The 15,118-nt window shown below is 68.0% G+C and carries 19 protein-coding genes; 14 read left to right on the top strand and 5 right to left on the bottom strand.

Translation table 11 applies throughout. From position 1 onward, the window contains the following. Positions 1–18: 18 nt before the first annotated feature. Complete coding sequence (locus I7X12_RS06815) at positions 19–507, bottom strand: NUDIX domain-containing protein (RefSeq protein ID WP_198063092.1); 489 nt, start codon at positions 505–507, stop codon at positions 19–21. 132 nt (positions 508–639) lie between these two features. Between I7X12_RS06815 and I7X12_RS06810 the strand changes: the two genes are divergently transcribed. The 5 genes from I7X12_RS06810 to tgtA all read left to right on the top strand — a co-directional run bounded on the left by I7X12_RS06810 (position 640) and on the right by tgtA (position 4,467). After that, positions 640–1,188, top strand: coding sequence for an NUDIX hydrolase (locus tag I7X12_RS06810; RefSeq protein WP_198063091.1), 549 nt, complete (start codon positions 640–642; stop codon positions 1,186–1,188). A 46-nt stretch (positions 1,189–1,234) separates the two neighbouring features. Beyond that, entirely contained in the window at positions 1,235–1,969 is a 735-nt protein-coding gene (locus I7X12_RS06805) for a DNA alkylation repair protein (protein WP_198063090.1), read from the top strand. Positions 1,970–2,239: 270 nt separating this feature from the next. Beyond that, positions 2,240–2,515, top strand: a complete 276-nt coding sequence (locus I7X12_RS06800; protein WP_232343089.1) for a hypothetical protein — start codon at positions 2,240–2,242, stop codon at positions 2,513–2,515. Continuing rightward, positions 2,512–2,946, top strand: coding sequence for a type II toxin-antitoxin system VapC family toxin (locus I7X12_RS06795; protein WP_198063089.1), 435 nt, complete (start codon positions 2,512–2,514; stop codon positions 2,944–2,946). Before I7X12_RS06800 ends, I7X12_RS06795 begins: the two co-directional genes overlap by 4 nt. A gap of 45 nt (positions 2,947–2,991) precedes the next feature. Further along, complete coding sequence (gene tgtA, locus I7X12_RS06790; RefSeq protein ID WP_198063088.1) at positions 2,992–4,467, top strand: tRNA guanosine(15) transglycosylase TgtA; 1,476 nt, start codon at positions 2,992–2,994, stop codon at positions 4,465–4,467. Positions 4,468–5,086: 619 nt separating this feature from the next. Here the strand turns inward: tgtA and I7X12_RS06785 are convergent. Then, positions 5,087–5,530, bottom strand: coding sequence for a thiol-disulfide oxidoreductase DCC family protein (locus I7X12_RS06785; protein ID WP_198063087.1), 444 nt, complete (start codon positions 5,528–5,530; stop codon positions 5,087–5,089). A gap of 78 nt (positions 5,531–5,608) precedes the next feature. Further along, on the bottom strand, positions 5,609–6,139 hold the full coding sequence (locus I7X12_RS06780) for a hypothetical protein (RefSeq protein ID WP_198063086.1): 531 nt from the start codon (positions 6,137–6,139) through the stop codon (positions 5,609–5,611). Between the two features lie 203 nt (positions 6,140–6,342). Between I7X12_RS06780 and I7X12_RS06775 the strand changes: the two genes are divergently transcribed. The 4 genes from I7X12_RS06775 (at position 6,343) to I7X12_RS06760 (ending at position 10,221) form a co-directional block, all read left to right on the top strand. After that, positions 6,343–6,765, top strand: a complete 423-nt coding sequence (locus tag I7X12_RS06775) for an SRPBCC family protein (RefSeq protein ID WP_198063085.1) — start codon at positions 6,343–6,345, stop codon at positions 6,763–6,765. Between the two features lie 61 nt (positions 6,766–6,826). Further along, on the top strand, positions 6,827–7,141 hold the full coding sequence (locus I7X12_RS06770) for a hypothetical protein (protein WP_198063084.1): 315 nt from the start codon (positions 6,827–6,829) through the stop codon (positions 7,139–7,141). 91 nt (positions 7,142–7,232) lie between these two features. After that, positions 7,233–8,204, top strand: coding sequence for an ArsA family ATPase (locus I7X12_RS06765; RefSeq protein WP_198063083.1), 972 nt, complete (start codon positions 7,233–7,235; stop codon positions 8,202–8,204). A 151-nt stretch (positions 8,205–8,355) separates the two neighbouring features. Beyond that, positions 8,356–10,221 carry a carbon starvation CstA family protein gene (locus I7X12_RS06760; protein ID WP_198063082.1) on the top strand — a complete coding sequence of 622 codons (1,866 nt, stop codon included), beginning with the start codon at positions 8,356–8,358 and terminating at the stop codon, positions 10,219–10,221. Here the strand turns inward: I7X12_RS06760 and I7X12_RS06755 are convergent. Next, complete coding sequence (locus tag I7X12_RS06755; RefSeq protein WP_198063081.1) at positions 10,218–10,850, bottom strand: hypothetical protein; 633 nt, start codon at positions 10,848–10,850, stop codon at positions 10,218–10,220. The genes I7X12_RS06760 and I7X12_RS06755 overlap by 4 nt on opposite strands. Continuing rightward, positions 10,847–10,990, bottom strand: coding sequence for a hypothetical protein (locus I7X12_RS06750; protein WP_198063080.1), 144 nt, complete (start codon positions 10,988–10,990; stop codon positions 10,847–10,849). The genes I7X12_RS06755 and I7X12_RS06750 overlap by 4 nt, the downstream gene beginning before the upstream one ends. A gap of 488 nt (positions 10,991–11,478) precedes the next feature. Between I7X12_RS06750 and I7X12_RS06745 the strand changes: the two genes are divergently transcribed. The 5 genes from I7X12_RS06745 (at position 11,479) to I7X12_RS06725 (ending at position 15,007) form a co-directional block, all read left to right on the top strand. Continuing rightward, complete coding sequence (locus tag I7X12_RS06745) at positions 11,479–11,718, top strand: hypothetical protein (RefSeq protein WP_198063079.1); 240 nt, start codon at positions 11,479–11,481, stop codon at positions 11,716–11,718. 3 nt (positions 11,719–11,721) lie between these two features. After that, positions 11,722–12,648 (top strand): hypothetical protein, encoded by a 927-nt coding sequence (locus tag I7X12_RS20585; protein ID WP_232343087.1) that lies wholly within the window; start codon positions 11,722–11,724, stop codon positions 12,646–12,648. A gap of 224 nt (positions 12,649–12,872) precedes the next feature. Then, positions 12,873–13,049, top strand: coding sequence for a hypothetical protein (locus I7X12_RS06735; protein ID WP_232343086.1), 177 nt, complete (start codon positions 12,873–12,875; stop codon positions 13,047–13,049). Continuing rightward, the gene (locus I7X12_RS06730) at positions 13,049–13,750 is read left to right on the top strand and encodes a DUF5828 family protein (protein WP_198063077.1); all 702 of its coding nucleotides are present in this window, start codon (positions 13,049–13,051) and stop codon (positions 13,748–13,750) included. The genes I7X12_RS06735 and I7X12_RS06730 overlap by 1 nt, the downstream gene beginning before the upstream one ends. 84 nt (positions 13,751–13,834) lie before the next feature. Beyond that, complete coding sequence (locus tag I7X12_RS06725; RefSeq protein WP_198063076.1) at positions 13,835–15,007, top strand: inorganic phosphate transporter; 1,173 nt, start codon at positions 13,835–13,837, stop codon at positions 15,005–15,007. Positions 15,008–15,118 lie beyond the last annotated feature (111 nt).

Genomic DNA, 15,118 nt, shown 5'->3' with positions numbered 1-15,118 from the left:
GCCGCTCCCGATCCGCCCTCACTCGCTGGCCCGCTCGCGCAGCCCCATGTCGACCAGATACTCCCGGACGTACTCGTGGAGCCCCTCCTCGTCGCCGGCCACGAACCGGTAGTCGTCGTGCTGGTCGTCGAGTTCGATCGCCGCGTCGGGGTCGACGCGCGCGACGCGGAAGACGACGTTGACGGTGTGACGGGCGTCGACGCCGTCGATCCGCGAGGTGTCCCAGAAGTGGCCGTAGACGCCGACACGACCCTCGACGGTCACCTCGACGCCCAGTTCCTCGCGGGCGACGCGGCGTGCGGCGACTTCCAGCTGTTCGCCCTTGTAGAGGCGCCCGCCCGGCCAGAACCACTCCCCCTTCGCGGGTTCGTTCGTCCGGTGGGCGAGCAGGACGCGGCCCGCGTCCGCGCGTTCGCCCGCCAGCACGACCTCGACGCAGACTTGCGGCACGCGGTTCAACACGGTGGCGAACTCCTCGGGGGGAACGAACTCGTCGCGAACGTCCATGGACCCACCTCGACCGCCCCGTCCTTCGGCGTTTCGAGGCGCCACCGCCGGAGCGGCACCCGGACGCTCCCCGTTCGTCCCGCCGCCGTCGGCAACCGACACCGCTAATCCGCTCGCGCCGTCCCTGCCACTATGCCCGACGACCTGGCCTGGGAGACCCTGGACAGCCGCACGTCCTACACCTGCGAGGGGTTCGACATCCTCACCGACTCCGTGCGCTTCCCGAACGGCGAGGAGGCCGAGTTCGACTACCTCACCGAGGGCGAGAGCGTCGTCGTCCTCCCCTTCACCCCCGAGGGTGACGTGGTCGTCATCGAGGAGTGGCGCCAGCCGGTGGGGCGAGTCAATCGAGCCCTCCCCGCCGGCGGCATCGAAGACGACGACGCCGACCTCGAGAACTGCGTCGCCCGCGAACTGGAGGAGGAGACCGGGTACCTGCCCGGCGCGGTCGAACACCTCACGACCGTCGAGCCCGCCAACGGCTTCTCCGACGCCGTCTTCCACTACTTCGTCGCCCGCGACTGCGAGCAACGCGGCGAGCAGGACCTGGACTACAACGAGGACATCCGCGTCGAGACGACCACCTTCGACGCCCTCGTCGACGCCGCCCGCGAGGACGACCTACGCGACGGCCGGTCGATGTTGGGCGTGCTGTACTTCGCGCTGTTCGGCGAGGCGTAGTCTGTGAACGTTTACTTCGCCGGTGGTCGAAGACGACGACCGAGCGATGGACTTCGACGACATCGGTCTTCCCGAGATCCGTGACCGTGCCGACGAATACTATCGTGACCACACGTGGGACGACATCGAATCGCTTCCGGAGCGCGACCGAGACCACCTCGCGTTCAAGGCCGAGGCGTGGGCGCGTAAAGCAGTCGTCGAGGACGCGATCCCGGAGCGGCTGGACTACCTCCGAGACATCTCGCGACACGAGGACTGGCGGGTCCGCGAAGCCGTCGCGATGGCACTGAAGTACGTGAACGAGCACGCGTTCGAACGGACGAAAGGGGCCTGGCACGAGTGGGTGACACACGACGACAACTACGTCCGACGGGCGTGCGAGGTCGGGTTGATGACCGTCCCACCAGAGCAGGTCCGGCCGGCCCTCGAACTCCTCGATCACCTGGTGTCCGACTCGGACGACTACGTCCAGAAGAGCTGCGGGGGATTCGCGGTGAGCGTCGTCGCCTCCAAGGACCGAGCAGTCGGCAGCGAGTTCCTCGACCGCTGGAGTCGCTCTGACGACGTACGAACCAGGTGGAACGCCGCCAAGGCCGTCGGGGGCGCGTACGGTGGGAGCGACCACGTCCTCGAACTGGCGTATCGCCTCTCCGGTGACAGCGAGTACAAAGTCCGACGCGCGACTGCGTCCGCCCTACGAGAGTGGTTCGACAAGGATCCCTCCGTCCGAGAGCGAGTCGAGCAGTGGGACGATCGCGAGGAGTTCCTCGCGAGGCTGTGACCGCGCACGCCCGTGGTCCCGGGAAGCGCCTCGGCGACTCCCGCCGGCGTCGATCGGCGCGTGGTGTCGTCGTGTTCATTCGTTCGACCACGGTCGTCAGGTCCTCACGCTGGTGTCGACGGCCACCGTCGAAATCGTGCTTGTCGACAACGAGCGCTGACGAGACACCAGTTCTTCTGCCAGTGTTCCGGAGGGGCATCCGCCGCGACGGAAACGGCGATGGATGGTCCGGTAGAAACATTAACTTAGTTTCGGACGATACCGTGGAGTATGGCGACGGCAGTTAAAATGGACGAGGAGGGGAAGTCGCTACTGGAGGAGCTACAGGCGGAGATCAAACTACGGACCGGAAACAAGGTTACCCAACAGGAGATCCTGACCAGGCTGCTGAAAAACGCACACGAGTCCAAGTCCGAGATCGTCGATTCGTTCCGCGATTCGACGGTTCCGCTCTCGGAAGCGGAGCGCGAAGCGTTCCACAGCGGAATGTTCGCCTCCGGGGTCGAAACGGACGAAGACGATATCGACGACATCCTCTACGGATGAGCGTCGTCATCGACAGCGGTGTATTTTACGCCCACGCCGACATCGACGCGACTCGACACGATGTCGCGGTCCGTGCGTTCGATGCACTCATCGACGGCGAAGAAGGTCGACCGTACGTAAGCGATTATCTCTACGACGAAGCGGTGACCCTGACGCTCAGTCGCACGGGCTCGTTCGAGCAGGCAAAACGAGTCGGGCGGCGGATGCGAGGTGCTACCGAGTACCCGGATCTCGTCACACTCGAACACGTCGACCGCTCTGTGTTCCGAGACGCAGTCGACACGTTCGAACGGTTCGACGATCAGGGCCTCAGCTTCACCGATGCGACGACGATCGCCCTGCTGGAAAAGCGCGGTATCGACTCGGTTCTGAGCTTCGACGACGACTTCGACGGCATCGTCGACCGGATCGACCCCGCCGATCTCGGATAGCCGCCGAACACAACCCTTAGGCCCGCCCGCGGGAAAGCGCGGGCAATGACCGACGTCTTCGAGGTCGACCGCTACGACGCCGCCGGGCGGCTGGGCGAACTGGAGGTCCCGCGCGCCGGCGTCACGGTCGAGACGCCCGCGCTCCTTCCCGTCATCAACCCCCACCTCCAGACCGTCACGCCCGCCCAGCTCGAATCGGAGTTCGGCGCCGAGATCCTCATCACCAACTCCTACGTCCTCTACGGTAGCGAGGACCTGCGCGAGCCCGTCGAGGAGCAAGGGCTACACGACCTGCTCGACTTCTCGGGGGCCATCGTCACCGACTCGGGATCCTTCCAGCTGGCCGAGTACGGCGAAATCGACGTGACCACCGAGGAGATTCTCGACTTCCAGCGCCGCATCGGCTCCGACATCGGGACGCCCGTCGACATCCCGACGCCGCCGGACGCCTCGCGCGAACAGGCCGAGGACGAGCTGGGGACCACGCAGGACCGCCTGGCCACCGCCGCCGAGGTGGAGACCGGCGACATGCTCGTCAACGCACCGGTGCAGGGGTCGACCTACACCGACCTCCGGGAGGAAGCCGGCGCCCACGCCGCCGAGTCGGGACTGGACGTGTTCCCGGTCGGGGCGGTCGTCCCGATGATGAACGAGTACCGCTACGCCGAGTTGGCGGACGTGGTCGCCGCCGCCAAACGGGGTCTCCCCGAGAGCGCGCCGGTCCACCTGTTCGGCGCCGGCCACCCCATGATGTTCGCCCTCGCTGTCGCGCTGGGCTGCGACCTCTTCGACTCCGCCGCCTACGCCATCTACGCCCGCGACGACCGCTACATGACGGTCCGGACCACCGAACACCTCGAAGATCTGGACTACTTCCCCTGCTCGTGTCCGGTCTGTACGAGCCACACACCCGCGGAAGTCCGCTCGCTCGGCGCCGACGAGCGCGAGCGGTTGCTCGCCGAGCACAACCTCCACGTCTCCTACGGCGAACTCCGCACCATCAAGCAGGCCATCCGCCGTGGCGATCTGCTGGAACTCGTCGAGGCTCGCGCCCGGGGTCACCCGGCGATGCTCGACGGCTACCGCGCGCTGCTCGACCACGCCGCCCAGCTCGAGGAGACGGATCCCGTCTCCAAGGACACTTTTTTCCACCTCTCCGGCGAGAGCGCCCGCCGGCCCGAAGTGGTGCGCCACCGCCAGCGCCTCGACCGGCTCGACCCGCGCGGCGACTCTGTCCTCCTGACCGAAGGCGACGCCCACGAGGACTTCGACGAGTGCTGGAACGTCCTCCCACCGTTCGGCCCGTTCCCGCGCGAACTCGCCGACGGCTACCCGCTCACCGCCGAGGTGCCCGAACGCCTCGACGCCCCCGCCTACGAGGCCGCCGCCGCGGGCGTCGCCCGCCTCGTCGACGCTCACTCCGACACCGAATTCACGCTCGCTCACGACGACTGGCCCGCGAGCGCGCTCGCCGGGGTGCCCGACCGCGTCGACCTGTGGAATTTGAGGGGCGGCGAGTAGGCCCTCACTTTCCGTCTTGGCGCGCGCTGTCGGGCGTGCTCGAACCTCGTGAGAGCCGCCCGAAACAGTCGTGCGAGGGATGAGCGAGCCGGAGGCGAGCGAATCGGCTGGGGAGGATCGTGGCCGTTTGCGGCGCTGTCGCGGTTGCCGTTGCGATGCTGTGCCTGGCGGACTGAAAGGGCGAGACGCGCTCGCGTCCAGTTCAGTCGTCTGAGTCGGCACTATCCGCGCGGGTGGTGCGGAGAGCGCGGATATCCGACTCAGCGACCGCGAGCGGGTCGAGGGCTTTCATCGCTCGTCGTCTGCTGCGGTCACGGCTCCAGCTAGCGAGCGGGTCGAGGGCGTTCATCGCTCGTCGTCTGCTGCGGTCACGGCTCCAGCTAGCGAGCGGGTCGAGGGCGTTCATCGCTCGTCGTCTGCTCTCACTCGCTTCGATCACGAGTCGGATAGAAGACCTACAACGCTGGCTCGTCCCATCGAACCATGAGCGATTTCGTCACGCCCACGGTCGGTCCGGACCAGTGGTTCGTCGCGACGCTGGTGGTCCTGTTCGCGGTATACTTCGTCAGAGAGCTGTTCGAGTGGTGGCGAACCGGGCGTGACGAGGCGGACTGTGAACTCAGTCGTCAGCCTCGGGCCCCGCGCTCATCTCGATAAACCGCTCGCGGATCTCGGGGGAGGGGATCATGCACTGGGCCTTCCGACCGAACACGGCGTACCGATGCGTCGCGACCGTATCGTACACTGCATCACGCAACGGCCGCGGCACGACCCGCCCGACCTTGGCGAGCGACCACGGAAACTCCAGCTCGCTCGCCACCCGCAACGCGGCCTCGGATTTCGTGTAGTAGTCGTCGCCGTCGACGAGGACGAACGTGTCGAAGTCGTAGTCGTGAAAACCCACGTCGTCCAGCAGCCGCTCGGCCGCCTCGGACTGCAGCGGCGCGAACCGGAAGACGCCCTCGGGGTCGTGGTCGATGACGAACTGGATCGACCCGTTACAGAGGTTGCAGACGCCGTCGAACAGCAATATCGGCTTGTCTCGCGGGATCTCCTCGGCCATCGTCGAGGCTACGGGAGCGACGCACTTCAAGGCCGCCACACCGCGGACGCGACGGAAGTCGACCGCGAGACGCCGCGGTCACTCGGCGGGACACTGCTCGCCGAATGGGCCCTCGTCGTTGTCGCGGAGTCGGGCGTCGGCGGAGTACGCTTCCGTCGCGCCGCTGGGGTCGCGCTGGCGGTTGGGACTGCCGAAGTCGACTTCGGCCCAGGCACAGCGCCCGCGGGCCCAAGTGCCGTCCGGCAGGTCCGCGTCCACCGCCAGATCCGTGTCGACCGCCTCGACCTGCAACCGGTAGGCCGCGGCCTCGCCCGGCCAGTCGCGAACGACCCGCGTGCTCGAACTGTTCCCGACGGTCTCGGTCGTCGCCAACAGCTCCGACCCGCCCGCCGAGAGGGTGACCTCGACGGTGATCGAGGCCCCGGTCCAGTTGTACAGCTCCATGCCGGTGAGGACGATTTCCTCGCGGCCGCCACCGAGACAGCCAGCCAGGCTCGTCGCCGCTCCGGCGCCGACCGCCGCGAGGGCCGCCCTGCGGGTGAGCCCCGACGACGATCCGTCGTCGGTGGACTCCCCTCGGTGGAGTCGGCCGGACGGCTCGCCGGTCATGGCTCGCTCCCGGTCGCCGTTCGCTCGTCGCTCGACGCGCCGTCGCGCACCTGCGCCCCACACATGTCTCCGAGCGAACGGACCCGTCGCTGGTAAGGATTTCCCCGCCGAGTCGACGACCGGGCCGACGGACGGGACGACGATCCGGCCGAGTCACGGGGGCGGGCCAGCGTTTAAGCCCCGCGGCCGCGAGACACGGGTCGATGCGGGAAGTCACGGTCGAGCGGTTCGTCGGTGCGACGCCCGCGGCGGTGCGCCGCGCGCTCGAACCCGGCGTCGTCGTCGAGTACGAGGGCAGCTTCGAGGTCTTAGAGGTCGAGGAGCGCGACGAGGCGACGTTCGTGACCGCGGGCGCTCGCGGCGTCGGCGTCGCTCTCCGGTTCGAGCCCCGGGAGGGCGGCCTGCGCTACGAGCAAGTCGGCGACGCCGGCCCGTTCGACGAGCTGTGGACCGAGATCGACTGGGCGGCCGACGACGAGGGGACGCGCGTCACCGCCCGGTCGGGCGTCGGCCTGGGGCTTCCGCTGGCCGCCGTCACCGACCGCGTCACCGACCGCGTCGCCGCCTGGAAGCGCCGCGGGGAACTCGACCGCGCGTTCGACCGACTCGCCGACGACCTCGGGTAGGGAGCGGCCGTCCCGTCGGTCCGCTGCCATCTTTAAATACGTCGGTCTACTACGAACGTTCATGATGGACGACGGCCGGTCGCTCGTCGACCGCATCGCGTCGTTCCGCGAGTGGGTCGCGGAGTGGCTCCACGGGTTCTATCACGGGATGGTCGAGCATCCCTCCTTCGAGAAGATCGAGAAGGAGGCCGAGGACGTCGAGGACACGTTCCTGTTCGCCTGTTTCGCCGACGCCTTCGGCATTCCGAGCCCGGCGTCGTACTACACGGCCGAACTCCTGCCGTACCTCGCCGAGGAGTTCGAGGCCTGGGAGCGCCGCATGTGGGATCGGGGGTCGTGGCTCGAACGCAAAGGCCAGCAGTACCACGTCCACTGATGGCGGGGTCCACCGACCGCGGACGGATCGAACCGAGCGGGACCGGAAGGGGGTCCGGCCCGAGCGGGCCCGGACGGCGGGAGACCTGACCGTGGAGCAGTTCGTCTTCTTCGGCGGGAAGGGCGGTGTCGGCAAGACGACCGTCTCCTGTGCGTACGCGCTGAAATGCGCCGAGGCGGGGCTGGACACGCTCGTCGTCTCGACGGACCCGGCCCACAGCACCGCCGACGTGTTCGACCAGACCTTCGACGACGACCCGCGTGCGGTCGAGGGCCACGAGCGCCTGTGGGCCATGGAGATCGACCCCGACGAGGAAGTCGAGCGACACATGGGGGAGATCCGGCGACGGATGAACGAGCAGGTCAGCGCCGCTATCGTCAACGAGATCGACCGCCAGATCGAACTCGCCCACCGGACGCCCGGCGCCTACGAGGCCGCGCTGTTCGACCGATTCGTCCAGGTCATGCGCGAGGCCGACGACTACGACCGCGTCGTCTTCGACACCTCGCCGACCGGGGGGACCCTACGGCTGCTCGCGCTCCCGGAGTTCCTCGAAGGCTGGATCGAGCGCCTCGTCGCCAAGCGGACGAAGTCGGTCGACCTGTTCGAGAAGGCGGCCGTCGGTGACCGCGAGGCCCGACAGAAGCTCGACGAGGACCCGCTGATCGCCCACCTGCAGGGCCGTAAGGAGCGCTTCGAGTTCGCCGGCCGGACGCTGCGCGAGGACGCGGCCTTCTTCCTCGTGGTCAACCCCGACGAGCTATCGATCCGCGAGACCGAGCGGGCGGTCGCGGAGATGGCCGAGCAGGATCTGGGCGTCGAAGGGTTCGTCGTCAACCGGGTGACGCCCGCGCCCGACGACGACGAGCAAGGGCGAGGCGCGACGTGGCTGCGCGAGCGCGTCGCGACCGAGCGCGAACGGATCGACGAGATCCGCCGGGCGTTCGACGAACCGGTCGTCGCCGAGATCGAGTCACGCGTCCGCGAGGTGAGAGGCGACCTGCTCGCCGCGGTGGCCGACGACCTCGCCATCGACGCCGACGCCGCGCCCGCGGCACACTGACCGCCCCGCCAGAGCGTCGACGACCGATCCAGCGGCCGGCGCTCGACCGCACTTACCGCCGTTTCCCTGCCGTTAACTATCGAATAATCTATATCATGATCTTCCGGTTTTATAGTGTTCTTTCGAGATGTGTGGTGTGTGGTGACAACACATGGTACAGGTGATGTGGCTCGCGATCGCGGCACTGGCAACGTTCTCGGTGGGGTATCTGGGGTATTCCAGGTACCTGGCTCGGTTCGTCGAGCTCGACGACGACCGCGAGACACCGGCGCATAAGTACGACGACGGCCAGGAGTACGTCCCGTCGAAAAAGCCGGTCTTACTCGGGCATCACTACTCCAGTATCGCGGGCGGCGCACCGATCGCGGGGCCGATCACGGCCGCCGCGGCGTTCGGGTGGATCCCAGCGATCGTCTGGGTCGCGATCGGCAACCCGCTGTTCGGCGCGGTCCACGACTTCATGTCGCTGTCGTCGAGCGTCCGCCACGAGGGCAAGTCGATCGGGTACATCATCGGCCAGTACGTCGGCAAGCGGGGCAAGGACATGCTGCTGTGGTTCGCGTACCTGACGATCATCCTCGTCATCGCCGCGTTCGCCTATCTGATCGGGCTGGTGTTCGACGCCTTCCCGTGGACGGCGACGGCGTCGTTCGTCTACATCGCCCTGGCGATCCTCTTCGGGGTGTACCTCTACCAGCTGAACGGTCCCTTCTTGCCGGGGGCCGCCGCCTTCGTGGCGATGGTGTTCGGCGGCGTCTGGGTCGGCCTCCAGTACCCCGTCGCCATGTTCGCCCGCGAGGGCCTGCCGGCCGACACCATCGTCCTGCTCGGCTCCGGCGGCGAGTTCCTCCCGCTGGCGAGCGCGGCCAACCCCAACATGGCCGGCTGGGTGCTCGTGACCGTCCTCTACGCCTTCGCAGCGAGCGTCCTGCCCGTCTGGGTGTTGCTCCAGCCCCGCGACTTCCTCACCTCCAGCCTGCTGTACGTCGGCGTCGGCGGCATGATCCTCGGCGCCGTCGTCGGCACCGTGGTCGGCTTCACCGACATCACGATCAACGTCGCCTCCGCGGGCATCGAGGGCGTCCGGGTCACGTCGCTCACCACGCAGATCCCCGGCTGGACCGGCTTCATCCACCAGGACCTGGGGGCGCTGTTCCCGTTCCTGTTCGTCACCATCGCCTGCGGGACCATCAGCGGCTTCCACTCGCTGGTCTCCTCGGGCACGACCGCCAAACAGCTCAACCAGGAGTCCGACGCCCGCCTCATCGGCTACGGCGGCATGCTCGGCGAGGGGCTGCTCGCCGTCACCGCGATCCTCGCCGTCTCGCTGGTCGTCGGCGCGGGCGACTCGCTCAGTTCCGCGCTCGTGACCTTCCCCGCGGGCGGCGGCGCCCTGCTCACCGTCTTCGGCCTCGGCGTCACCGCCGCGGCGACGTTCATCGGCCTCGTCTTCGTCAGCTTCCTGCTGACCAGCACCGACACCGCGATGCGACTCGGTCGGTACATGTTAGAAGAGATCGTCGGCACGCCCGAGACCGACCTCGAACGCACGGTCACGAACCGCTACGTCAACGCCGGCGTCCTCTCGCTGGCGGGCTACTTCCTCGTCGCCTCCGGCCAGTGGTCGAACATCTGGCCCCTCTTTGGCGGCGCGAACCAGGCGCTCGCGGCGCTCGCGCTGCTGGTCGCGACCGTCTGGCTCGCCAACTGGGACGACAACAAACAGCTCGTCAGCACCGGCGCGCCGCTCGTTTTCATGCTCGCGGTGACCGTCGTCGCGCTGGTGACCATCGGCGTCTACCGCAACCCCATGGCCCTCATGACCGGCGACTACAGCGGCACCATCGGCGCCGCCTCGCTCGTCTTCCAGAGCGTCATCGCGCTGGTGCTCGTCGGACTCATCTTCGGCCTCGTCTGGTTCAGCTACGACAACATCAGGGAGGCCCGCGGCGGTCTCGACCGCGAGGCCATCGTCGGCTCGGCCGAAGGCGGCGGCGTCGAAGCCGGCGACGACTAAAACAGCCTACTCAGGAGTCCCGACGACTCCGCTTCGCTCTCGGCCCACAGGTCGAACGCCCGGTCGAGGTCGGTCGCTCGACTCGTCACGACCTCCTCGCGCTCCGGCGCAACCACGACGAGGTTCACCTCGTAGTGGCCGTAGTAGCCGTACCTGATCAGCGTCCGGTCTTTGAACCCCTCGACGAACTCCCGGACCGCCGCCGGAATCGCCGGCACTACCAGTGCCACCGTGAAGTCCGTGCTGAAGTGCTCCTCGTCGGCGTCGATCCATTCGTCGGCCAGGTCGTGGGCCCACTCGACGTCGGCTTCCAGATCCGCGACCCCCACACTATCTCGGCGGGCGACGAACAGGTGTTCGGTCGACCCGTGGTTCGCGTAGTTCAGCGCCGCGTGAAACAGCTGCTTGCGGCTCTCGATATCCATCCGGCCGTACAGCGTGAACGACTCCCCCGCGACCGTTCGCCCCTTCTCCAGGTCGAAGTTGTGCATGAGCCGCCCGCTCACCCGCTCGACGTACTCGTCGTCCCAGACCGGCACGTCCTCGGGCGCCTCCCCCGTCGCCGTCTTCTCGTCGAGATCCGCGGCGGCCACCTCGTCGGCGTCCTCGGCGGTCTCCCGGTCACTCATGGCTCACAGGGGTGGTCGTCGTCGACGGCCGGCGCGCCGACCACCAGCGCGACCGCCCCCTGGTCGGCCCCCACCTCGTAGGTCTCCCCGGGCGTCCCGACGGAGAGCGTCCCCGCCACCTCCACGTGATGGTCTCTCATGTCTCACCCGAACGTGGGCGGGCGACATAAACGTCCGGCCCGGGCCCCATCTTCGACCTGGTCACTTCGCTCGTCGACTACCGGCATCCCTACCGATCAGCGCATCTCCCAGAGAATCGTGCCGGATACAGAGCACGAATCCGTCGAACTCTCGTTCTCGGTCGAACTGTAACCGGGTAACGGGTCGTCAGTCGGACGAACACTCGTCCCCGTGACCGGAGCGTCCGAGCCGAACGCTCGGCTACCGGCCGGTTTCGGCGTTCCGGGCGTCCGGGGATCGCCGAGCAGCGCGAGGCCGGACGGAGGCCAGCCGTCGAGCAGACACTCGATGGTCCCGTTCCGGTACGTCCCGGTATTGCCGGTCAGACTCGAACGCACCCACCGGCCCTGTAACCGAACCGCTCGCGGTCGAGGCGGGGAATCCTCGCGTGATGGTCTTCGTTTCCCCGCCGTAGACTTAACCGGATACGACTCCTCTATTCAGACACATGTTACCCGAGATACGGCGGGCGGCTCTAGAGACGCGCGTTCAGTACGGCCTGATGGTCGTGTTCGGTGCGCTGTGTATCGTCGCCGCGCTCTCACCGCTCCAGGACCCCGTTCGGATCACCACGGTCGGCACCCTGTTCGGCTTCACTGCGGGGCTGTGGGTGTCACACCTCGTCCAGGTGCTCCAGCGGGCGGTCGAGAAGAGCAGAGAGAACGCCGAAAACAGGGCGGTCGGCTGAGCCATGAGTTCGAGTGACCCTGCCGACGAGAGCGCGGCGGCGGCAGCCGACTCGAAATTCCTCGAGAGCATCACGTTCGTCACCGGCGAGGACGCCAACGTCGGGTCGTTCCTGCTCGTCGTCGGGAGCGTGACCTGTGTGTTCATCGCGCTGTTCCAGTTCACGCTTCCGGAGCCGATCTCTCACCTGCTGACCGCCGGTGTCCTGTTCGTCACCGTTCTCAGCGCCATCTTCGCGGCGCTGCTCGATTCGCTCGGGTACTTCGAGCAAGCGGCGGGTGACGCGGCCGTGGCGACGACCGGGCGGGCGGATAGGTCCGCACGGCCGTGGGTGCCAACGGACAGGAAGGCGGCCCCCCTCCCGCCGATGATCAACTTCGACGACGAGCTTCGGACCTACGCCGAGATGTACGACGGCGACCTCCCGGAGCAGTTCGACCCGTTCATCAGGGACTACCTCCGGCTGAAGACCAACACGGGCAACCGGAGAACGATCGCGAGCGACCTGCGCGCCGACCTCAACCCGATCGGCGCGCTCTTCGAGGAGGGAACCGAAGGGGACGACCTCTACGAGGCGATCAGCGACGGGCTGTTCCGGTATATCGACAGCGACACCGAACACGTCACTCTGGACCGCATCGTCTTCTACGACGGCGAGGGCAACGAGGTCGACGTGAGCGAGATCAGGGATCGACTCGGCCGCGTGGAACTCACCGTCAGCAACGAAGGTGAGGCGGTCGATGTCGACGTGCTCGTCCAGTTCTACGACGCGGGCGGCGCGTCCATCTCCAGCCGCACCTGCAAGGTCGGGACCGCCTGGCCGGGCACGACGCGGACGGTCGACACGGACGTGTTCGTCCCCTCGGAGACATCGCGCGTCGGCACGACGATCCGCGTCTCGAATCCCAAGCCCGGGTTGGCCGACGCGTGAGCGCCCGCGCTCGGCCTTCCGCGTGAGCAGCGAGGGAGCGACGCTCCCCCGGACCGTGCGAACGGCGAAGCCGTGAGCAGACGGGGGTTCTCGCAGGCGCGGCCCGTGCCGAGGAAACCACCGACCGGCGAAAGGATGACTGGCGAAAGCTTAACCACTCCGAGCGACAAGGCGGAGACGAATCGATGGCTCCGAAAGAGACAGAAACGTGCGGTCGCTGCGCCATGAGCAGCGTCGTCGACACTACGGAGAGCGACGACGGCGACCGCGACCCGTACGGCGACGCGCGCATCGAGGTCCCCGAAGACGAGATGCGTCGGGTCGCGGTGCCGCAGATCCTGCTGGGTCGCGTCAAGGGGAAGCTAGACGAAGTCGCGACGCGGCTTACCTACGGGCGATAATGGAGGAGAGCGTCTCCGGGTTCAAACAGCGCGGCGGGTGGGTCGACGCCGTCGAACACGGCGAACGGATCGTCCGCGCGCTGAAGGACCTGCGCGAGGACGGCGAAGAGGACGTGTCCCTGGCCGCCCTCGACGAGTTCGACGAGTGGCGACCCAAGAGCCACGAGCGACTCGACGAGGACGTCAACGAGAAGACCGCCGACCAGGCCAGCGTCGAGGAAGGCGAGGGTGAGAAGGCCGGCAAGGACCCCGACGAGGACCTGCAGAAGGCCGGCGAGAAGCTCACCGAGTCCTACGAACGGCTCGAAGACGAGGAGACCGACGAGGCCGTCGACAAGTGGGGCGAGTCGCTGGACTACGTCGCTCGCGCCGCCGACTCCGCCGGCCGCAAGGCCGTCCGGAAGGTCGAAGACGCCGTCTACCGCAACGTGATGACCCAGATCGCGCCCTACTACTTCGACAACGGACTCGTCAGCGCGAACCTCCAGCGGGTCAACGGCGACGACCGCCCGGAGTACGTCTTCGAGATCAACGTCAACGACGACGACCTGAAGATCAAGGTGTCGAACAAGCTCGCCGACTACGAGTCGACGGTCGACCGGTGGCACGTCGACACCGAGAAAGAGACCGACGCCGTCGAGGCCGCGGAAGGCGTCGAGGCGCCCGACCTGGGTGACCAGGCCGACTCGGAGACGACCTGATAGGTCGCGTGCATTCGTTTCTGCCCCGCTCTACTCCGCCGCAGTCGGCAGGCTATTAAGCGAACGTCCGGTAGCCGTGGCCAGATGGCATCGTTGGCGATCCTCGTAGTTGCGGCCGCGGCGAGTCTCTTCATGGCGTGGGCGATCGGGGCCGGGTCGTCGGGGTCGACGCCCTTCGCCCCCGCCGTCGGCGCCAACGCGATCTCGGTGATGCGCGCCGGCTTCGTCGTCGGCATCCTCGGCCTGGCCGGCGCGGTCTTCCAGGGTGCCAACGTCACCGAGGCGGTCGGTCAGGAGCTGATCCAGGGGGTGACGCTCTCGCCGACCGCCGCCGTGGTCGGGCTGACGACCGCCGCGATACTGGTCGCCGTCGGCGTCTTCGCCGGCTACCCGATCGCCACCGCCTTCACCGTCACCGGCGCCGTCGTCGGCGTCGGCCTCGCACTCGGGGGCGACCCCGCCTGGGCCAAGTACCGCCAGATCGCCGCGCTGTGGGTCGCCGTCCCGTTCGTCGGCGGCGGCGTCGCCTACGCCACCGCCCGCCTGCTCCGCAGCGAGGGCGTCGCCGAACGACTCGCCGTCCCCGTGCTCGCGGGCGTCGTCGGCGTCATCCTCGCCAACGTCCAGTTCGTCTTCCTCGGCCCCGCCGGCGAGCAGGACTCGGTCGTCACCGCAGTCGCCACTGGGGTCGACGCGCCGCTACTCGCCGTCCGCGCCGGCGTCTCGCTGGCCTTTGCCGCCGTCGCGGCGCTCGCGCTCTGGGTCGACATCCGCTCGAACGGCGAGCGCGGGCAACGGCACTTCCTGCTCGTGCTCGGCGGGCTCGTCGCCTTCTCCGCCGGCGGCAGCCAGGTCGGCCTCGCGATCGGCCCGCTGGTCCCGCTGCTCGACCCCTTCGGGCTCCCCATCGTCGCCGTCCTGCTCGGGGGCGGGCTCGGTCTCCTCATCGGCTCGTGGACCGGCGCGCCGCGGATGATCAAGGCCCTCTCGCAGGACTACTCCTCGCTCGGCCCACGGCGGTCGATCGCCGCGCTCATCCCCTCGTTCGCCATCGCCCAGACCGCCGTCTTCTTCGGGATCCCCGTCTCGTTCAACGAGATCATCGTCTCGGCCATCGTCGGCAGCGGCTACGCCGCCGGCAACAGCGCCGTCAGCCGCGAGAAGATGCTCAAGACCGTCGCCGCCTGGGTCGGATCGCTGGTGCTGGCGCTCGGCGTGAGTTACGGTGCGTTCGCCGCCGTCGACTTCGTGCTCTGACTCGGTCGCCGACGGAGACGATACGCGGACCGCCGTCACTCCTCGACGTGAGTCAACACACAGCACACGCCGGAGCGAAACAAAACACAGCAGCGCCTCCGACCGGAGGCC

The sequence above is a fragment of the Halosimplex litoreum genome (genome assembly GCF_016065055.1).
Lineage (GTDB): Archaea > Halobacteriota > Halobacteria > Halobacteriales > Haloarculaceae > Halosimplex > Halosimplex litoreum.
The sequence above is the reverse complement of the archived record's forward strand: the minus strand, read 5'-3'. Positions and strand labels throughout refer to the sequence as shown.